We start from the raw sequence: 20,391 nt of genomic DNA, 5'->3' as shown, positions 1-20,391 counted from the left end.
CAAGTCCAATGGGACAACTGAAGAAAATGTTTGGGTAATGAAACACACAGAATGAGCCATTTTAATATTAAAATTGAAGAGTTACCATCTCTAGAAAAAAAGTTTCCGCCAAAGTCTTGACACATACTCTTGAAGGCTGCTTTTTTAATAGCCGAAAAACTATGCTATACTATTATAATATTTACATAGAAGTAGAGGTGCTGTAGATGAATAGAGATACGATTATGAGTGGTGTAAAAGCCAGTACACCCATTATGGCGAGTTATATAGCCTTGGGAATAGCCTGTGGAATCGTCTTGTATGATGCCGGCTTTACGGTCGGACAGATTATGATGATGAGTCTGCTGGTTTACGCGGGAGCAGCCCAGTTCCTTGCGGCAAGCCTGGTGGTCATGGGTGCGTCTGTTCCGTCGGTTATCCTTATGGTTTTTTTCCTGAATCTGAGACATGTTCTGATGTCTGCCAGTATATCGAGCTTTGTCAAAGATAAGTCCTTACTTTATCTAGGACTCTTCGGTCATACCTTGTCTGATGAGTCCTTTGGCATCAACTACTCCAGGTTTCAGAATAATCAGTGGCACCCAAATGAGGCATTGGTGACCAGTCTGTCCAACTACAGCACATGGATCGTCAGTACCATTCTTGGTGGAGTAATCGGAAGTCAGTTTCCCATCAACACACTCATAATGAACTATGCACTCATTGCTATGTTTCTGTGTATGATGGTTATGCAGTTCGTGTCTAAGGCACATATTGTGGCGGCAATTGCTTCAGTCTGCTTTACAGTCATTCTGACAGTAGTTCTTCAGCACAACATCGCACTGGTCATCGCGACAGTTTTAGCTTCATGCATAGGCTATATAGTTGAAAATAGAACCGATCGCATTAAAGGAGGAAACAGCCATGCTTGAACATCAAGTCGTACTAATAGCGGGAATGGCTGTCGTGACATTCATTCCACGCTTCTTTCCGCTGCTTCTGTTGAGTAAAAAAGAGATTTCACCTTCTTTAAGCCGCTGGATGTCCTTCATCCCGGTGTCTATTTTTGCGGCTCTTGTAGCCTCCGATGTGTTTTTCTGGGAGGAGTCTTTTAATCTGAATCCTGTCATGAATATAAAACTGCTGCCTTCTGTTCTTGTCATTTTACTGGCTATAAAAACTAGAAGTCTGCTCTGGTCTATGATTCTAGGAGTCAGTGCGATCACCTTGATGTGGCTCATCGTCTAGTAGTCCAACCTGGGTGGGACTACGGTCTGAATGTGTTCTAAGTCGTGTCTTGTGACAAACTGGGGAGAAAAAAGAGCTCGAGTGGGTTCTGAGGCAGACTCCAGACAATATCAACGCTTAGGCAACTGAACTTAAGCATTAAGAAGATTCTGACGTCTGTCAGAATCAACCTAATAAATCTCAGCCTGCTCAAAAGACCCCAGCCGACCTCGAACAAGTCTAAATCCAGAAAAGAGAGTAGGAGTTCTTGGTACATAAAAAGCACAGTTTAGGGGAGAGAAGTCAATCACCCAAGCTGTGCTTTAAGTATGCTTTGAATTAATGTCTGATCGATGGCCGTCCAAGTACTTTTTCCCCCAGATTGTTAGCCCACCGCTCTGTCCATAATGAAGAATACGGAATCCCGTATTCTTTTCGTAATTGCTTGTAGCGATTCAGTCGGGACCAGCCCAATGAAGTGATGCCCACGGTGAAGAGGTAGAGCGGACCAAGAATGAGCGACTGATAGGTGTGGCCATATTCATGAACTGACATGCGTTCGCATTGGTCAGTCAGACGAAGCTGGTTCCCATTATATCTTCGGAGAAGTCGACTATGTTTGTCGTTGGGCGTGAAAATGAACAGGCCCAGCGATATGCCGTTCAATGTTGACCATTTTGTACGGATGCTGCCATGAAAACGGTCATGAGGGCATCGGAAATGAATTAGAAATAGAATGAAACCAAGAGTGCTCTGAAGAAGCCCCCATGTGCACTGTAAAACAATATAGATCAGCTGCCATAATCCAAAGTGAAAGAAGTTGTTTTTCCTGTCTGCCATTAGATCACCTTTCCTTAACTTAGGTTACTAAATTTCATAGCACATCTCAGATGATATGAAAAAACTTCCCGTTTAGGTACGGGAAGCATATTTCTGGATTGAGATGTTTCTTGCATGACACCATTGCGCAGTCTTGCCAGAGATGATGACATCAGTTTTCCTTAAGTCAGTTACTGTTTTGGCCCCCAAGAGCGTCATGATATGCGCCAGTTCAGTCTTCCACTGACTGATCGTCACAATAGCCTGGTCCACGTCTTTGAGTGCCATATGCATGAATTGGCTTGACAGTCCGTTGAGTGATGCACCGAGTGACAGGGCTTTGACCATTTCCATCGGACGACGAATACCGCCGGAGGCAATGACGTGGGCATTCACTATGCTATCTCCCGCTTCTAATAATGACACCGCGGTTGTCTGACCCCATTCTTCCAGATCATCCAGCTTAAAATCTTTGCGACGGAAATTTTCGATCTGTGCAAAATTGGTTCCACCCTGACCACTGATATCGATCAGCTTTACACCGATAGATTCCAGTGAACGGATGGTTTCTCGACTCATGCCGAAGCCGACTTCTTTAGCTATGACGGGCACATCAAGTCCATTTACTATGGATTCAATATTGTCCAGCCATCCTTTAAATTCGCGGTCACCTTCCGGCATGACAATTTCCTGAGGCGCATTGATATGAATCTGAAATGCATCAGCGTCCAGCATATCCACGACTTTTTTTGCATTTTCCAGTCCATGTCCAGCTCCTAGATTAGCAAATACCAGGCCATCAGGATTAACTTTACGAACGATCTTAAATGACTCTTCCTGTTCAGGATCCTTTAAAGCGGCACTCACTGAGCCGGTAGCCATAGCCAGACCTGTTTCACGTGCGATGATGGCCAGTTTCTCATTTACTTTTCCGGTCCATTCGCTTCCTCCAGTCATAGCGTTGATGAAGAAGGGGACAGAAAAGTTGAGTCCTTCTAGAGAAACGGACAGATCGACATCGGAGACATCCATTTCTGGAAAAGAATGATGGACAAAAGAAATATCTTTAAAAGACGAGACTTGTCCGTCATAGAATTTTTCTGACAACGAAACATGTTCGTTTTTTCTGTTATTTGATTTAGGCATAAGGTCACTCCATTAAGTCAGTTTAGTTGGCTCATGATAAACAGCCAGTGAAAGTGGGGTGATCCCCTCTTTTTTCCATTCGGACAAAAGAGGTTGAGGATCCATTTCATCAGGTAAAAAGGCGATACCGCAGTCACCACCGCCAGCTCCGGAAATTTTGCCAGTAGCCTGATGTGCATCGGCTGTCTGAAGCAGTTTTTCTAGAAGAGGTGTGACATATACACGTTTCTGGAAAGCCGTCATTGCATATAGAATGTCCCGGTTCCGGGAGAGGGCTGCAAGAAACCCTTCCTGATTCTGTTTTTTGATGGCATCGATCAGATCGGTTACACAGTGCCTGCTTTCTTCGAGGAATCGAGTGTAAGTCAGTGCATCATCTGAACGGGAAACCGTTTTGACCAGGTTTTCAGTGGACGCGGGTGCTCCTGTCCAGCCTACCAGGAAGTGTAAGTTATTGATGGGTGGCAGGGACTCGATCATCAGATCAGGCCAGTGTCGCTCGACTGATTCTCTCGTACTGAGAGAATCAAGCATATCGTAAACAGGCTGACTGCTGAAACGGGTATAGGCTATCCACCCTGTAAAGCTGGCTGCAGCGAGATCTCCGAAGGATCCTCTGCTTCCCAAAGATAGATGGGAGAGGCAGGCAAGCTTATAAACCTGTAAAGGGTTCAAATTAAGTGCGTACGCTCGAGTAACAGCCTGTATGAGAGCGACTGTTACTGCTCCGCTGGATCCTAGTCCATATTTCAGACCATCGCTGCTGACCATTTCACTTGTTACATATATATCGAGAGGAGCCAGCTTGATGCCGTAATCATGAAGATATCGTGAGAGTGCTTTCAGAGTTGCTGTCATGATAGACGCTCTCTGATCCGGTTCTTCCAAGATGACCTCATGATCACCGATAATCCAGTCTAACGGTTCATTTGAAAGAACAGAGGAGTGGATCGTCCCTGTCTCTTTTCTTGCAGGTGAAACTGAAACAGTAATGAACCGGTCAACAGCAGCGATGACTGCGGGAGACCCTGGTTCGACAACTGCATATTCACCGGCTATAAAGAGTTTTCCAGGAGCTTTAGCTTCTGCTTTTTGCAGCATGGATCTTTCCCTCCGTTAAATAGATGATGACAGGAATCAGTTGAGCAGATGCAGGCCTGGACCTGGTTTTGCAGCAATCAACTGTTTATCTTCAAATGTTTTAGACAGTTCCTGTTTTAAAGCAGACAAGTCTGACTGTCTGCAGATGATTTTTACATTCGGGCCTGCATCCATTGTGAAGTAGGCTGTATAGCCCAACTTTCTTAATTCACGGACAGCATCCATTGCTTTCATGCTTTCAGCTGTCCAGTAAGTAAAGGGAGGAGAAGCGCCCAATGTTGTTGCATGCATCTTAAGCGCATTCCGTTCGGCAATCTGACCGACCTGCTCAATATCACGGTAGGAAACAGCCTGCTTCATGGCAGACAAATCAGCGTCCAGTGAATTCAGCCACCCGTCGTAGAAGGGAGATGTCTCGACTGTCCGTTTCATTCCGTCCCGGCTTGAGACATCTTTTTTAGCATCGTTGACAATAATGAACAGCATACCGATATCCCATTGGGCGTCATCAACTGGAACAGCGTAAGAAGAATCGTGATCATGCCCTTTGATCCATTCAGCAAATCCACCGAATATACTTCTAGAGGCTGAACCGGATCCTATGCGTGCAAGCTTGGATAATTCTTGATCAGATAAATCTAGTCCGGCTGCCTGACTTGCTGCACCGGCAAGAGCCGCGAGACCAGATGCTGAGGAAGCCAGTCCAGCTGCAGTTGGTACATGATTGATGCTTTCAATACGTGCTTTAGATTCGAGCCCTGCGAGTGTCCTTACTTCATCCAGAACTCTCTGAACCTTGCTTAATGTTCGGGCATCCTGCTTATCTCCATCAAGGATGAGTTCATCTTCAGTCAGTGCATCATCAAATGTTACAGAAGTATCTGTATAAAACGCATCTAATGTGAGTGACAGAGAGTTATTTTTAGGAATGATCAGGTCTTCATTCTCTTTTCCCCAGTATTTAATCAGGGCGATGTTTGTGTGTGCACGTACCCATTTATTCATTGCTATTCTCTCCTAATGCATGGATCCAGGTTTCGACTGCTCCGTTCTCCATCAGTTTATGTGCGATCAGTTTAGCCTGCTTAGCTGTACGAGCCAGTGCGATCATACATCCACCACGACCGCCACCCGTCAGTTTTGCTCCCAGGGCATGATTCTTTATAGCGGTGTCTACCAGATGATCGAGTCGGTCATTGCTCACATTGATCTGCTTGAGGCAGTCATGGGAAAGCGTCAGCAGTTCACCAAGGAGCTCAACATGATCATCCTGAATGGCCAGCCTTGCTTCTTCCGTCAGATGACCGATTTTCTTTATGATCGTCAGTGTTTGATGCGATGCCCGTTCCATCTGTCTCGCAACATCTCTGACTGCTTTCTTGGTCTGACCTTTCATGCCGGTGTCTGCAGCGATAAGGTAGCCTGAGACATGCAAAGGAATCGAGGCAAAGTGACTGTTCTTTTTATAGTAAATAGGTGATGCACTGCTGGTAACACGTGCATCCAGGCCGCTAGGATTCCCATGAGCGATTTTTTCAGAAATTTCAACATAATTCAGTAAAGTATCATGAGCAATATCTCTTTCGAAATAGGCAAATAAAGCACGAACAAGTGCCGTTGCCACCGCCGCACTGGAGCCCATTCCTCTTTCAGGCGGGATCAGGCTGGATATGGATATGCTCAGACCATCAACAGGCTGATTCAGATCACTGCAGATCGACTGGATCAGACTTTTTAAGTTCTTAAGTGAATCAGGGACTGTTTGTAAAAGACCCTGGTAATAACTGGAAGATATGACACTTCCTCCGTTGATTTTTTCTATAATGACCTCAACTGGAGTGGCCATAAAGGGCATGGCGATAGCCGGTTCATTGTAGACGACAGCATGCTCGCCAATAAGAATGATTTTTCCATGTGCAGTACCGACTGCCTGATCTGATAGGGTCTTCATGAATTCACCTCGGTTGTTCTAGTAGGATTGATCTTATTTATCTTAACTTATATTATACAAAAACACTAATTTATCATAACAAGTGATCTTTAAAATTAATTAAAGTTTTAATTTAGTACCCGAAATAAAAACAGCTATATTGTGAAGAGGTATGCACATTTGGTAAACTAGGAGAGATTATTAGCATAGAGCGGAGGGAAACGGATGAGAGAATCCGATTCGTTTTATATCATTAACAGAGAAGAATGGAAAAATCTGAACAACCGCACTGAGATTTCCTTATCAGATCAGGAAGTGGAATCACTGAGATCATTGAATGACCGGGTTTCTGTCAAAGACGTGAAAGAAATATACTTGCCTATTCTTCAAATTTTGCATCAGTATCTGAAGCATTATCATAAAAGACAGAAAGAAATTAAAAAAATCCTGAATCGACCAGAGTCAAAAGAGCCGTATGTCATTGGTATTGCCGGAAGTGTAGCAGTTGGAAAAAGCACACTGGCTCGTTTTCTTCAGACCATGATGGCCAGAGCCTATCCGAATAAGAAAGTTGACCTGATTACGACTGATGGGTTCTTGTATCCGAATGAAGTTCTTCAGGAAAGAAATCTGCTTAATCGTAAAGGCTTCCCTGAAAGTTATGACATGCACAGGCTTATTTCATTCATGGGAGATGTAAAAAGCGGACGTCGGAATATTAAAGTCCCACTGTATTCACATAAGTTATACAATATCGTTCCTGATCAGTTTGAAACTATTGACCAGCCGGATATCCTTATTGTAGAAGGAATCAACGTCCTTCAGCTTCCTGCCAATGAAAAAATATTTGTGAGCGATTTCTTTGATTTCAGTTTTTATGTGGATGCTGAACCTGATCGTATCGAAAAATGGTACCTCGAGCGTTTCGGTCTTCTTCTCCAGACAGCTTTCAAGGATCCAAGTAACTATTATTACCCTTATGCAGTCGGCGACAGAAAAGAGGCTTTTAAAATGGCTAAAAATGTTTGGCGGACCATCAACTTGAAGAATCTTCAGGAATATATTCTTCCAACACGTTTTAGAGCCGACATGATTATTCACAAGACCACTGATCATTTTATCGATCAGCTTCTTCTTAAAAAACATTAAATCAAGCGAAAGAAGGGATGAAATGAAGAAAATAGCAGCCTTTATGGCTCTTTTCATCATCGTTTCAGCAGGATGCAGGGCACAGGATACAGGTGATCCAGCTGACAGGGAAGAACCGTCTGTATTTTCAGGCACAGTAATTCGAGTAGCAGAAGATGGCACGTTGATTATCGAGCCGGATGAAGGAGAAGAAATTCGGCAAGCGGGTACTGAAGTTTCTATCAATCCAGGAGATAATCAGAACTTCGAACTGGGGGATCAGGTAATGGTTACTCATGAAGGGCCAGTTATGGAGAGTCATCCTCTTCAAGTTCATCTGATTTCGATCGAGAGATCTGAAGATTAATAAAAAAATATTAGATAAGCATCGAGCTGTCTTTCCTTTAAAATCGACAATTATGTGAACTCTCTCTTATTTCTCTGATTAGATCTTTCCAGATGTATAAATAGTAAGCTTTCTGTATTATACTGGATATACTAAAGGAGACGATTTTATGAACGAAGAAGAACAGGAAATCGAACGATTGAAAGAAGAACTGGCGACCGTCAGAAGATTAAATCGAGAGTTGCTTGATCAGCAGGAACAGCAGGATTCGCTCGAATTTGCATGGACAGGCAATTTGGGACACTGGTTCTGGGACTTTCCGGCTAATAAAGTCACTTTCAACCCGAAAAAAGCTACAGCGCTGGGATACACGAAGGAAGAACTTCCCGACTATGTGGATTTTCAGTTCTTTACTGAGCGTCTCCACCCGGATGACTATGAACGTGTTATGGATGAAATGAGAGATCATCTTGCTGGTAAAATACCCGTATGGGAAGTCAGATATCGGATCAGGACAAAAGATGGAAGCTATAAAACGTATTATGACCGGGGTAAAGTTACTCAGCGGTCAGAAGACGGGAGTCCTCTTTTCCTCTCAGGAATCGTTTTTGATGTTTCTGACTATGCAGAGGAAAAAGAAGAGCTGTTGAGAAAAAACAAAGAGTGGGAACTTCAGTCTAAACGGGACGTGATGACAGGGCTGTATAACCGGTCTAATATCCTTGTCAAGCTGGGCAGTCTCATATCAAAAACAAGCAAGAATAAGCTGGAAACCTTATCTATGATAGTTTTTGACATAGATAATCTTCAAAAACACAATTCTCTTTATGGTCCTCTTTTCGGGGATGAACTGATTAAGAAAGCTGCAGTGATTATACAGGAAAAACTTCAGGAAGGTCATCTGGCGGGAACTTTTGAGGGTGGCAAATTCCTTCTCGTTCTTCCAGGTACAAATTTGAGAGAAGCGAGAGATTTAGCTGAGTCGATTCGCCTTTCTTTTCATGGGAATGACTTTACTGAACCGGCTGAAGTGACCAGCAGTGCAGGAATTGCTGAATTTCGTCCGTCGGAAACAGTTAGTCAATTCTTTAACCGTGCGGACCGTCTGCTTTATAAAGTCAAACAAAATGGTAAAAATCAGGTAGCTATAGACTAACTAAATGCTCTGAATGTTACCTGCTTCTGACTATGTATCTTCAGCTTTACTTTTTTTAACAAGAATGGATGAACATTTAAATGCAGAATAAGATAACGATTCTTGGTATTCCTTTTGACAATATGACACGAAAAGAATTTCTGGAAAGACTGTATGAACGTATGAACAGAAAAGAAAAGACTTTTCTTGTGACTGCTAATCCTGAAATTGTCATGTATGCTCATGACAATCCGGACTATTATAAACTGTTGATGGAGGCTGATTTTATTGCACCGGACGGAATCGGGATAGTTCAGGCCTCCAGAAAACTTCAGACCCCAATCAAGGAGAGAGTTCCTGGATTCGAATTGATGCTGGGCCTTCTTGAGCTAGCAAGCCTGAGCAATAAACGGGTGTATTTTATCGGCGCCAAAGAAGACATCATTAATCTGACTGTCAGTAATGTCAGTGAGAAATGGCCAGATCTTGAAATCGCCGGATACCATCACGGCTACTTCAATCACGAAGACCCTCAGATGATTGAGAAGGTCAAAGCCACTCGACCTGATATTGTTCTGGTAGCTTTCGGTTTTCCCAGACAGGAGAAATGGATTAAGTCTTATCTGGCAGCGGCTGATTATGGGATTGCGGTCGGAGTAGGCGGAAGCTTTGATGTCCTCTCGGGTAAAACCAAACGTGCCCCGTACTTAGTTCAACGGTTCCATATCGAATGGCTTTACCGACTCGCCAAGCAGCCGTCAAGATACAAGCGCATGCTTGCCCTGCCTTATTTCATAAGGGAAGTTTACAGACAGAACAAGAAGGAAGAAACGATATGAAAACAGCCCATATCAACGCAGGAAACGAGTTTGGTGGTGGACTGGTCCATATCGTTTCTTTACTCTGTGCACTTGAGGAGACAGGTGAGTCAGCTGAACTGCTCGTTTTGGAAGAGGGGCCGGTTGCTCAGGCAGCTAGGCAAAGGGGGCTGAAAGTCACAGTATTTGAGCAGAAGAGCAGATATGATCTTCGTGTACTGATACACCTGTTAAAGTACATTAACAGTCAGGAGTTTGATATTGTCCATTCACACGGCCCTCGCGCCAATCTCTTTATTCGACTTCTAAGCCCCTTTATAAAAGCCAAATGGGTGACAACGATTCACAGCAATCCTCTACTCGATTTTGAAAAGAAAAATTTAAAATGGAAAGTATTCGAAAAAATAAATACGACCTGTCTGACTGGAGCAAATGGAGTTATTGCAGTTTCCAAGGAAATTAAAGACATTATTATCGATTTAGGTGTTCAGACAGATAGGATAAGAGTTATTAATAATGGTATCGACTTTGCTGCACCTAAGCCCATCGATTCATCAGATAGAATTACAGATGTATTCTCAATTATCACAATTGGAAGATTGCATCCTATTAAAAATCATGACCTTCTATTTGATGCTTTATCAGATATGAAAGAGTTTGAATGCCAGGTTCATATTTGTGGAGAAGGGGAAGAATATGAGCGGTTAAAGGTACGAGCAGAGAAGCATGAAGGACTTGCTAAGTTTTATTTCAATGGATGGCTAGGTTCTGACGAGCTAAAAACCTTAATTAGGCGCAGTGATCTTCTAGTCCATCCCTCTAGGAGTGAAAGTTTTCCCCTCGTTTTGCTTGAAGCAGCTGAACAAGAGGTTGCTGTAATTGCTACTGATGTAGGGGATGTAAACAATCTTCTGAACACTCCAGATATTGGCTGGTTGATTAAGAACGAAAGCCGAGAAGAGTTGAAATCAGCTTTGATCTCCGCTCAAAAAGAATGGCAACAGGGAAGTTTGCAGATGAAAGGCAGACAATTGAGAAAAGCAGCATTAAAGTTCTCCTTAAGTGAACAGTCTAACCAGGTAATCGCATTTTATAATAGTATAATCTAAAATCAGAGACCTGCATCAACAGGTAGCTGGTTTTTTTGTTTCAAAAAACTAGTCATTCCAGACAGACGAGGCGCAGGTCAGTCAGAATTATGGTATACTTGCATACAGAGAAGTGCCCGTTTTAAGGAGGAAAAAGAATGTATCAAACTTATGCAGATGACAGTATGGCATTGCATACCGATTTTTATGAACTCAATATGATATATACACATTGGAAGAAAGCCAACCATACAAAAAAAGCAGTATTTGAAGTCTATTACCGATCCAACCCATTCGGCATGGGGTATACGATTTTCGCCGGACTTGAACGCGTCGTCGACTATATTACTAACATAAAGTTCTCAGAGTCAGATATTGCGTACTTGCGAGAAATTAAAACATTTCCTGAAGACTTTCTGGACTATCTTAAAGAGTGGCGTTTTAAAGGAACGATCCGCTCTTTTAAGGAAGGCGAGGTTGCTTTTGCCAACGAACCACTCATTCAAGTGGAAGGGCCGCTGGCTGACTGTCAGCTGATTGAGACCGCTCTATTGAATATTGTCAATTTCCAGACTCTGATCGCGACTAAAGCATCGCAGATCAAAAGTGCTGCCGGAAATGATCCGGTCCTTGAATTTGGAGCAAGGCGTGCTCAAGAATTTGATGCAGCTTTATGGGGGGCACGTGCTACTTATATCGGGGGCTGCGACTCGACAAGTAATACAAGAGCCGCAAAAATTTTCGGGATTCCTGCTGCAGGCACTCATGCCCATGCACTAGTGCAGGCCTACAGAGATGAGTACCAGGCATTTAAAGCGTATGCCGAAACACATAAAGACTGTGTGTTCCTAGTTGATACGTATCACACATTGGATTCAGGTGTCCCCAATGCTATTCGAGTAGCGAATGAAATGGGAGACCGGATCAACTTCCAGGGTGTGAGACTGGATTCAGGAGATTTATCCTACTTGTCCAAGAGAGTCAGACAGGAGCTTGACGAAGCAGGCTATCCAGATGCTAAAATTTACGTTTCCAACGATCTGAATGCTGAGACTATCCTGAACCTCAAGATGCAGGGAGCAAAAATCGATGTCTGGGGCGTAGGAACTAAGATGATAACGGCCTACGATCAGCCTGCTTTAGGAGCAGTCTATAAAATCGTTTCGGTCGAGGGGAACGACCAAGAGATGCATCACACGCTTAAACTGACAGCCAATGCGGCCAAAATTTCTACACCAGGCAAAAAGCAGGTCTGGCGCATCCGCTCCAAGAATAATGTGAAGCCTGAAGGGGACTATATTGCACTGGACGAGGAACGGCCTGATCAGCAGGACGAATTGTACATGTTCCATCCTCAGTACACATACATCAACAAGACAGTAAAAGATTTTACTGCCCGTCCTCTTCTGCAGGATATTATTGTAGACGGTGAACTGGTGTATGACATGCCCGAACTTGAAGAAATCAAAAGATATGCTGAAGAAAGTCTGTCGGAACAATGGGAAGAGAATAAGCGGCTGCTGAATCCGGAACCGTATCCAGTCGACTTGTCCCAGGAGCTATATGATGCGAAAGTTGAAACGATCAAGCTGTTCAAGGAGATTGCAAAATCTAAGCATTCAGAAAAAGATGCCTTGTTTTAAATCGAGTCATATCTAAAAATCAAACCGGAGGAGCGATTATTATGATGTCAGATTTACAGAAACTGATTGTAGAGGAAATGCAGGTACAGTCTGAAATCGATCCTAAAGAAGAAATAAGAAAATCGATCGATCTTATGAAAGATTACTTTAAAAAGCACAGCTTTTTGAAGACACTCGTCCTGGGGTTATCAGGAGGACAGGATTCCACTCTATTAGGGAAACTTGCCCAGTTGACTGTGGAAGAGTTAAGGAAAGAGACGGGCAGAGAAGACTATGCTTTTATCGCTGTGCGGCTGCCATATGGTGAGCAGGCAGATGAAGCAGATGCCATTGATGCTATCGAATGGATTCAGCCTGACAAAGTATTCAAAGTCAATATCAAGGGATCTGTAGATGCACTGGAAAAAAGTCTGGAATCGAATGATTTTGAAATCAGTGATTTCAATAAAGGAAATATTAAAGCTCGCGCACGAATGATCGCTCAGTACGGCATTGCTGGAGATACTGACGGCGTAGTACTGGGTACGGATCATCCGGCTGAAGCAGTGACAGGATTCTTTACCAAATACGGAGATGGCGGTACGGATCTTAATCCTCTGTTCCGACTGAACAAGGAGCAGGGAAAACAGCTTCTTAGAGAACTTGATGCACCTAAGCATCTGGTAGAGAAGACACCAACAGCTGACCTTGAAAGCGACAAGCCTGGTCTAGCTGACGAAGAGGCTCTTGGGGTCACTTATGATGAGATCGACCGATACCTGATCGGCGAAGAAGTGTCTAAAGAAGCTGCTGAAACAATTGAAGACTGGTATCTCAAAACCCAGCATAAACGTCATCTACCTATAACCATATTTGATGAGTTCTGGAAGTAAGATCAACCGGTCATTGATTATGATAAAACCCTTTGCTTACCGGTGAAGGGTTTTATATACATAAAATATAGGGAGGATTGTCATGGCAAAAGTAATGATAAACGCCTGTATTTATACTGGCGAAGGAAAAATCGACAACGGCTATATCCGCTTCACAGAGGAAATCACTGGTGTAGGTAAAATGGAAGCCTTTGAAGAAGAAGAAACGGATGAAGTACAGGATCTTGATGGAAAAATGATCATCCCAGGCTTTATAGACGTCCATAGTCATGGCGGATATGGAGTGGATGTGATGGATGCAGACGCTGACAAGATAGGTGAAATGGTCAATAAAATGCTTGAAGAGGGAATCACTTCTTACTTTGCAACAACGATCACTCAATCCGATGAGCAGATCGAAGCTGCTGTCAAAGCTGTAAAAGAGGCTGCTGAAAGCAATTCAGTCATCCAGGGTATTCATATTGAAGGACCATTCATATCAAAAGACTTTAAAGGAGCTCAACCGGAGGCTTTTATTCGACCAGCTCAACTTGATACGCTTAAAAAGTGGCAGGAAGAAAGCGGTGGGCTGATCAAACTGATCACTTATGCACCGGAGACTGGAGACATAGAGGAATTTGAAGAGTACTGTTCTGAAAATGGGATCGTTCTTTCAGCTGGACATTCAGGCGCTTCATACGAGGAACTGAAGGCATCTAAAGCCACACACATCACCCATCTCTTTAATGGTCAGAAAGGTCTGCATCATCGAGAGATTGGTGTCAGCGGCTATGGTCTACTTGAAAAAGAAGTGATGGTAGAGATGATTGTGGACGGCTATCACATCTCAGAGCCGATGGTCAGACTTGCTTACCAGACTAAAGGAGCGGACGGCATTCAGCTCATTACAGATTCTATGCGTGCGAAGGGCTTACCTGATGGAGAAAGTGAGCTGGGCGGACAAACTGTTACAGTTAAAGACAAGCAGGCGCGGCTTGAAAATGGGTCGCTCGCAGGCAGCGTCCTGACCTTCATTGATGCGTTCAGAAACATGATTGACTATACAGGCTGCTCTATAGAAGAAGCTGTTAAAATGAGTGCATTCAATCAAGCTAAAGAGTTTGGACTCAATAAGAAAGGTCAGCTGAAGCCAAGCTGTGATGCAGACCTGCTCATCATGGATGAAAATTTAACTATTTTATCTACTATCTCAGGAGGGAAGATACATGAAATCAACTAATAGCACTATCAAAATTATAAAAGTAAAAGATAGAAACGAAGGAGGGAAAAAGGCGTTTGAATTGATCAAAGAAGCGATTCAAAGTGGAGCGGAAGTGTTTGGACTTGCAACAGGAAGCACTCCTGAAACACTTTATAGAGAATTAAGAGAAAGTGATCTGGATTTTTCAGATAAGACAGCCATCAATCTGGACGAATATATTGGTTTATCAAAAGATCACCCTCAGAGTTACCATACTTTTATGAAAAAACAGTTATTCGATTATAAGCCATTCAAGCAGACATTTATACCGGATGGACTTGGAGATGAAAACACAGAGCCGGAAAAGTACGATAAAATAATTGATGCTCATCCGATCGATGTTCAGATACTCGGGATCGGAACAAATGCACATATCGGATTCAATGAACCGGGAACACCATTTGATAGTAAGACGCACAAAGTTACTCTGACACAGGAAACAATCGATGCTAACAAACGCTATTTCGATTCCGAAGAAGATGTACCAAGACATGCTTTCTCTATGGGGATTAAATCTATTATGTCTGCTAAGAAGATTATATTAATGGCATATGGTGAGAACAAGGCGGAAGCGATAGCGAGAACCGTCCACGGACCTGTAACAGAAGAAGTTCCTTCGAGTATTCTTCAGACACATCCTGATGTCGTTATCATAGTAGATGAGGAAGCTGCCAGTCAGCTGTAATATCGTCTCTTTTTTAGAAAGGAATGCAAATGACTAACAGAATTCCTGTATATATTGAAATGCACAATAAAATGAGACAAATGATTGTTTCAAATGAATGGAAAAAAGGGCAGAAGATACCCTCAGAAAGAGCGCTTGCTGAAACCTTTGGTGTAAGTAGAATGACAGCAAGACAAGCAGTGAGTTCGCTGGTAGAAGAAGGGCTGCTTGAAAGACGAAGGGGTGCCGGTACATTTGTGGCTTCTGATAAAGTCCGGGAAAAACTGAGCGGCATACCAAGTTTTACAGAAACCATAGAACAGCTCGGAAAACAGCCATCGAGCACATTGGTGTCTTATTACTCAAAGCGGGCCAGTGAAAGTGAAGCTGAAAAACTTCAGCTCGGTCGGGGAGAAGCAGTTCTGGTCATGGAGAGGATTCGTTATGCAGACGGGGAACCGATCTGCTTTGAGGTGGCCACTCTTCCTCAGCGGATCGTCGAGAAATTCAGTAAAGAACAGCTGACTCGTCATCTATACCGCACACTATCAGAAGAGGGGTTTGAAGTAGCTAGAGCCGAGCAAACTATCTCGGCGACATGGGCCTCTGAAAAGGTAGCAGACCTGCTTCATATTAAGAGGGAAGCCCCTATCCTGAGACTTAGACAGGTCAGTTACACACAAAATAATGAACCTTTTGAATATGTACGTGCCCAGTACGTAGGGGCAAGATATGAGTTCTTTCTGGAGGCAACGAAATAAAAAGTGAAGACAGACCCGGTACAAGGGGGCTGTCTTCACTTTTTCTATATATCGGGTAATGGATCAGTCTGTAATCGTATCATTTCTAGATTCATCTGTGGTATCATCTGAACTGTTGTCGTTCTCAAGAGGAAGATCTTCGTCTATTCCAGTCTCAAGAACATCTTCCAGTTCCAGATGGGCCTGCAGTTCTTCCTGAACAGCGAGCAGGCTTTGTTCATAAGGCCGGTATACATACAACTCATGACCATATTCCGGGAAGTAGACAAAATCTTCTGTACCGGCGATCTCTATGGATTCTACACTCTGTGCAGCTGGTCTGTAGTTTGATGCAACAGACATGATCTGCTGTCCCGTCATATTGGTCTGCATATTGGGACGAATCGCATTAAGGATGGGGGTCAGATTAGCAATCGAACCGAAAGAGAGTAATTTATCTGCCAGGGCTTCGATGACCTGACGCTGTCTTTCCTGTCGACCGAAATCACCGCGTGGATCCTGCTTCCGCATTCTGGCGTAGCCGAGTGCCTGTTCTCCGTCAAGTTTCTGCATACCTTCTTCGATCTCTATGGCATTTAAGGTTTCCTCACTGTCCTGTACGGTAAAGGACAGCGGGGAGTCAACAGTAATACCTCCTACAGCATCTACTAAATCGACCAGACCGTCAAAATTTAACGTTACATAGAAGGATAAGGGAATGGCCAGGTAGTCTTCAATATAATCGACAACACCAGAAATGCCGTAAATGGCATGAAGGGCGTTCATTTTTTCCTGCCTGTCACTGTTTGGCAAGGTGATAAGTGTATCACGCGGGATTGAAACGATTTTCGTTGATTCCTGCCCTGGGTTCAGCGTAATAACCATCATGGAATCAGAGCGGCTCGATACGTCATCTTCGTCCAGTCCGAGAGCGAGAATCGAAATCGGGTGCATAGCTCTGATCGATTCATCACTTTCTGAAGTATCCCTCAGTTCTTCGGGAGTATCTTCAGAGACATCTGCCAGGAGCTGAACGATTTGATAGCCATAGTATCCTGAAAAGGTACCGACTACAATGGCAAGAGCTATGACAGCAGTCAGCAAGCTACGTTTAACCCATAATTTTCGTTTTTCTTTTTGTGTCTGTCTGTCTGATTGCATAGAGCCCTCTTTTCTAAAACAGGAATGTGTGTTATTAATAAGTTTAATTCAAGTTGTTTTTAATTGCAATTGGGATTTTTCCATACAGGATGCTATAATCATATAAAATGTTTAAAGAAATGAGTAGGAATATGTATAATATGTTTATTGTGCTGATGGTTTGTATATTTACCATGATCAGCACCCTGATTTTAACACCGGTCTTCAAAGTCGTCGCCAGGGCATTCAATATACTGGATGTCCCTGAAGAACGAAGAGTGCATGATAAAGTTATGCCGACGATGGGAGGCATCACTATTTTTATTGCTTTCTTTTTTTCATCATTCTTTCTCCTGCCTATTCCGTATATTCAGATCGTTCCACTTTTCGCTGGAGCATCGGTGATTGTCATCACCGGGATGATCGACGATAAATATGAGTTGAAGCCTCTGGTTAAGCTGATTGGGATAATCACTGCTGCAGGGCTCGTATACGGGCTTGGGGATGTGGCTCTTGAAACGATGACGATACCTTACTTCGGGACCCTCTCTTTCGGTTCCTGGCAGATGCCCTTTACCATATTGTGGATCGTCGGTCTGACCAATGCAATCAACCTGATCGATGGACTGGATGGGTTAGCAAGTGGTATTTCTATGATTGCCCTGCTTACTATGGGAGTTATCGGATTTTTCTTCCTCACCGTTGAAGAAGTTTCGGTTTCGATCATGACATTCGTCCTGGTAGCGGCGATAGCAGGTTTCTGGCCATATAATTTTCAGCCGGCCAGTATCTTTCTAGGAGATACGGGGGCATTGTTCCTCGGATTCATGATCGGTGTATTCTCCCTTCAAGGGTTGAAAAATGCCACTCTTATCTCCCTTATCCTTCCAATCATTATTTTAGGGATTCCTGTCACGGACACGCTGTTTGCCATGATAAGAAGGAAATTGAACAGGCAGTCGATTTCAACTGCGGATAAAAATCATATTCATCATCGTCTGATGTCTCTGGGCTTATCACACAGGCAGACAGTACTCGCTATCTACTGTGTATCTGCTATTTTTTCAGTAATCGCCATGCTTTATAATTTTTCAACACTGATCGGGTCGATTCTTCTGACTATTTTCGTCATGTTGGGTGTCGAGCTCTTTGTAGAAATCATAGGGCTTGTGGGAGAAGACCGTCGTCCGCTATTAAAAAAGCTGAAAGATTTCGGCAGGAAACTGAACGGGGAAGACTAGTGCTGTCCAGTTAATAGTCTTTTTTCAAGAACAGGATGTAAACTTTTCTTCGAAAATAAATAAATCACGTTTCCAGTTCAGTAGATAATAGTACTGATCTGAAAACGTGATTTTTATTGTATCATGAATATGAAACATTTATGACAGTTCAAGGTCAGTCTGATGAATCTCCAGCTCCAGATGCCTCTTCGCTGGAACTGCTGGTCTGAGTTTCTGATCTGTCTTCAGACAAACTAGACTGATCAACTTTTTCTGTACGGTTCAGGGAATCCTGAAGTGCGGACTGGATTGCAGTGAAGCTCTGAGGCTGAATCCTAACCAGGTCCATGTCTCTTTCAATATAACTTGACCATTCAAATACATGTGATTCAACAGTAAACGCCTGGTTCAACCCAGTCTGGGCAATAGCTATCATATCTCTCATTCTCATGTTCGTACGCATGTTGCTTCCCACTGTCTCAGCAATAGCTGTATATTTGGAAATTGACTGAAATTCAAGAGCTTTCTGAATGATCGCTTCAATAATCAGCTGCTGGCGATGACCACGTGCAACATCATCATCGATTTTTCGTGTTCGAGCTAAAGCCAGGGCTTCTTCTCCGTTAAGGTTTTGGACCCCTTTTTCGAGTTGGATCGCTCCGGACTGATCGGAAGAGTCCATTTCAGTGATCGTGACAGGCACTTCCATTTCGATACCGCCAAGTTCGTCAATAATATCTAAAAAGGCATTAAAATTGAAGGTAGCATAGTAGTGGACAGGGACGTCCAGCCATTCTTCGATCGTCTGGACCATGACGCTTTCTTCGCCGATTGCATAAGCGGCATTGATTCGGTCCCATCGAACGACTGTGCCGTTTCTCATGATCGGCACATAGGTGTCTCGTGGAATGGACAGCATATTCATTTCATGTGTTAAAGGGTTTAAAGTAGCATATAAGATGGAATCTGCTCGAGTGGATTGAAGGCCACGCACTTCGTCGTTATCGATTCCCATGAAAAGAAAAGAGACCGGCTGATCGATAGGGTTGACTTCTTCAACTGGTTCCGGCCTGTCGATTTCTACGAATGAAGCATCGATTTCATTTTCGATCGTGGCAAATAAATGTGCAACATACATAGCTCCTATGAGAATGACAGTAAATAATGGAATAAGGATCCCTAGAACAATTCGCTGCTTTTTCTTTTTCTGACGATGATTTGAAAACATTCTAGAATTTGGTTTTAATTTACTCACTTTACTGTCTCCTTCGATGCCTTACTATAATTAAAAAAAGTAATCCTGTATTATTATCGGCTGAATGACCGTAAGTGTCAAGAGACTCAAAGAAAATAACAGTCTGATTTGCTCACTTTTCACGATTTATTCTTATTTTAGACATCTATAGGCACTTCAACCCATGCCTCAGCCCCGTTAGACTGAGAAAACTGGGCACTGGTCCACTCAGTGATTTCTTTTTCGAATGTATGGATACGTTCACTCTCGACTAGGCAGGTAAATGTGACCTGGTCAGTATAGTCAATGGATTCCAGACGATAAGTAGACTGATGGAGAGCATTCTGCAACCTGCCGCTCATCGGATATGAAACGGTGATCTGTATAAACTGGTGGCGTCTCTTTTCGACAATACCGAGCTCTTTGAGTGTTTCGCTAACAGCACTGCTGTAGGCTCTGATTAGACCTCCAGCTCCAAGTTTAATCCCGCCGAAATAGCGGGTCACCACTGCTGAAACATTCTGCAGATTATTTTTTTTCAGGACTTCAAGCATTGGCACACCGGCGGTTCCGCTGGGTTCGCCATCATCAGATGCCCGCTGTATCATTCCATCTTCACCTATGAGGTAGGCCGAACAGTTATGATTAGCTTTCCAGTGCTCTTTCTTCAGCGTATCGATAAACTGCTGGGCCTCCTCTTCGGTCTCTGTTCGTGCTAATGTGCATATGAAGCGTGACTTTTTTATAATCAGCTCATACTGGCCGTTCTGTTTCAAAGTTCGAAAGTTTTTCATACTCAGGTCCCTTTCAATTCGTTCTTGTGTTGGTGTATAATAGAAGTCAGTCTTTTATATGAGACGTAGTCAGCCAGGAATGGGCTGAATGAGTCTACCAGGTCAACTCATATAATAGGAGGTGAAA

21 protein-coding genes are annotated in these 20,391 nt (G+C 43.3%); 13 read left to right on the top strand and 8 right to left on the bottom strand.

The genetic code is table 11. The annotated features are described in order from the left end of the window. Nucleotides 1–206: 206 nt before the first annotated feature. The gene (locus ACYQ2O_RS03005) at nt 207–911 is read left to right on the top strand and encodes an AzlC family ABC transporter permease (protein WP_459769302.1); all 705 of its coding nucleotides are present in this window, start codon (nt 207–209) and stop codon (nt 909–911) included. Further along, the gene (locus tag ACYQ2O_RS03000; RefSeq protein WP_091478208.1) at nt 904–1,227 is read left to right on the top strand and encodes an AzlD domain-containing protein; all 324 of its coding nucleotides are present in this window, start codon (nt 904–906) and stop codon (nt 1,225–1,227) included. The genes ACYQ2O_RS03005 and ACYQ2O_RS03000 overlap by 8 nt, the downstream gene beginning before the upstream one ends. A gap of 318 nt (nt 1,228–1,545) precedes the next feature. Here ACYQ2O_RS03000 and ACYQ2O_RS02995 read toward each other — a convergent pair whose 3' ends face one another. From ACYQ2O_RS02995 to mvk, 5 genes are all read right to left on the bottom strand, one after another. Continuing rightward, complete coding sequence (locus ACYQ2O_RS02995) at nt 1,546–2,046, bottom strand: hypothetical protein (RefSeq protein WP_091478209.1); 501 nt, start codon at nt 2,044–2,046, stop codon at nt 1,546–1,548. 72 nt (nt 2,047–2,118) lie between these two features. Further along, on the bottom strand, nt 2,119–3,171 hold the full coding sequence (gene fni / locus ACYQ2O_RS02990) for a type 2 isopentenyl-diphosphate Delta-isomerase (protein WP_346025252.1): 1,053 nt from the start codon (nt 3,169–3,171) through the stop codon (nt 2,119–2,121). A 12-nt stretch (nt 3,172–3,183) separates the two neighbouring features. Further along, the gene (locus ACYQ2O_RS02985; protein WP_346025253.1) at nt 3,184–4,272 is read right to left on the bottom strand and encodes a phosphomevalonate kinase; all 1,089 of its coding nucleotides are present in this window, start codon (nt 4,270–4,272) and stop codon (nt 3,184–3,186) included. 36 nt (nt 4,273–4,308) lie between these two features. Next, nucleotides 4,309–5,277: a diphosphomevalonate decarboxylase gene (mvaD, locus tag ACYQ2O_RS02980; protein WP_346025254.1), complete on the bottom strand. Its 969-nt coding sequence runs from the start codon at nt 5,275–5,277 to the stop codon at nt 4,309–4,311. Continuing rightward, nucleotides 5,270–6,223 (bottom strand): mevalonate kinase, encoded by a 954-nt coding sequence (gene mvk, locus ACYQ2O_RS02975; protein ID WP_346025255.1) that lies wholly within the window; start codon nt 6,221–6,223, stop codon nt 5,270–5,272. The genes mvaD and mvk overlap by 8 nt, the downstream gene beginning before the upstream one ends. A 204-nt stretch (nt 6,224–6,427) precedes the next feature. Between mvk and coaA the strand changes: the two genes are divergently transcribed. The 10 genes from coaA to ACYQ2O_RS02925 all read left to right on the top strand — a co-directional run bounded on the left by coaA (nt 6,428) and on the right by ACYQ2O_RS02925 (nt 15,897). Beyond that, on the top strand, nt 6,428–7,351 hold the full coding sequence (coaA, locus tag ACYQ2O_RS02970) for a type I pantothenate kinase (protein WP_346025256.1): 924 nt from the start codon (nt 6,428–6,430) through the stop codon (nt 7,349–7,351). Nucleotides 7,352–7,373: 22 nt separating this feature from the next. Next, the gene (locus tag ACYQ2O_RS02965) at nt 7,374–7,697 is read left to right on the top strand and encodes a hypothetical protein (protein WP_346025257.1); all 324 of its coding nucleotides are present in this window, start codon (nt 7,374–7,376) and stop codon (nt 7,695–7,697) included. 148 nt (nt 7,698–7,845) lie between these two features. Then, the gene (locus ACYQ2O_RS02960) at nt 7,846–8,832 is read left to right on the top strand and encodes a GGDEF domain-containing protein (RefSeq protein ID WP_346025258.1); all 987 of its coding nucleotides are present in this window, start codon (nt 7,846–7,848) and stop codon (nt 8,830–8,832) included. 80 nt (nt 8,833–8,912) lie between these two features. After that, the gene (locus ACYQ2O_RS02955; RefSeq protein ID WP_346025259.1) at nt 8,913–9,650 is read left to right on the top strand and encodes a WecB/TagA/CpsF family glycosyltransferase; all 738 of its coding nucleotides are present in this window, start codon (nt 8,913–8,915) and stop codon (nt 9,648–9,650) included. Continuing rightward, complete coding sequence (locus tag ACYQ2O_RS02950; RefSeq protein ID WP_346025260.1) at nt 9,647–10,738, top strand: glycosyltransferase family 4 protein; 1,092 nt, start codon at nt 9,647–9,649, stop codon at nt 10,736–10,738. Before ACYQ2O_RS02955 ends, ACYQ2O_RS02950 begins: the two co-directional genes overlap by 4 nt. Before the next feature lie 137 nt (nt 10,739–10,875). After that, nucleotides 10,876–12,360: a nicotinate phosphoribosyltransferase gene (locus ACYQ2O_RS02945; RefSeq protein ID WP_459795948.1), complete on the top strand. Its 1,485-nt coding sequence runs from the start codon at nt 10,876–10,878 to the stop codon at nt 12,358–12,360. 44 nt (nt 12,361–12,404) lie between these two features. Continuing rightward, complete coding sequence (gene nadE / locus ACYQ2O_RS02940) at nt 12,405–13,232, top strand: ammonia-dependent NAD(+) synthetase (RefSeq protein WP_459795949.1); 828 nt, start codon at nt 12,405–12,407, stop codon at nt 13,230–13,232. Nucleotides 13,233–13,314: 82 nt separating this feature from the next. Then, nucleotides 13,315–14,451, top strand: a complete 1,137-nt coding sequence (nagA, locus tag ACYQ2O_RS02935; protein ID WP_346025261.1) for an N-acetylglucosamine-6-phosphate deacetylase — start codon at nt 13,315–13,317, stop codon at nt 14,449–14,451. Between the two features lie 7 nt (nt 14,452–14,458). Further along, nucleotides 14,459–15,157: a glucosamine-6-phosphate deaminase gene (locus ACYQ2O_RS02930; RefSeq protein WP_459769922.1), complete on the top strand. Its 699-nt coding sequence runs from the start codon at nt 14,459–14,461 to the stop codon at nt 15,155–15,157. A gap of 29 nt (nt 15,158–15,186) precedes the next feature. Beyond that, the gene (locus ACYQ2O_RS02925; RefSeq protein WP_091265206.1) at nt 15,187–15,897 is read left to right on the top strand and encodes a GntR family transcriptional regulator; all 711 of its coding nucleotides are present in this window, start codon (nt 15,187–15,189) and stop codon (nt 15,895–15,897) included. A 63-nt stretch (nt 15,898–15,960) separates the two neighbouring features. Here the strand turns inward: ACYQ2O_RS02925 and ACYQ2O_RS02920 are convergent, their stop codons facing one another. Then, a complete protein-coding gene (locus ACYQ2O_RS02920) occupies nt 15,961–17,037 on the bottom strand; it encodes an LCP family glycopolymer transferase (protein WP_459795946.1) in 1,077 nt (358 codons plus the stop codon). 131 nt (nt 17,038–17,168) lie between these two features. On the opposite strand from ACYQ2O_RS02920, the gene ACYQ2O_RS02915 reads away from it, so the two are divergent. Continuing rightward, nucleotides 17,169–18,257: a glycosyltransferase family 4 protein gene (locus ACYQ2O_RS02915; protein ID WP_459769897.1), complete on the top strand. Its 1,089-nt coding sequence runs from the start codon at nt 17,169–17,171 to the stop codon at nt 18,255–18,257. Nucleotides 18,258–18,411: 154 nt separating this feature from the next. On the opposite strand, the gene ACYQ2O_RS02910 is transcribed toward ACYQ2O_RS02915, so the two are convergent. Together ACYQ2O_RS02910 and ACYQ2O_RS02905 are read right to left on the bottom strand one after the other, a co-directional pair. Beyond that, entirely contained in the window at nt 18,412–19,491 is a 1,080-nt protein-coding gene (locus tag ACYQ2O_RS02910; protein WP_459795945.1) for an LCP family protein, read from the bottom strand. A gap of 137 nt (nt 19,492–19,628) precedes the next feature. Next, entirely contained in the window at nt 19,629–20,264 is a 636-nt protein-coding gene (locus tag ACYQ2O_RS02905; protein ID WP_459795943.1) for a YigZ family protein, read from the bottom strand. Nucleotides 20,265–20,391: the final 127 nt, after the last annotated feature.

Source organism: Alkalibacterium sp. m-11, from assembly GCF_054658155.1.
Note: the sequence above shows the minus strand (reverse complement) of the source record. Positions and strands in the feature narration are given on the sequence as shown.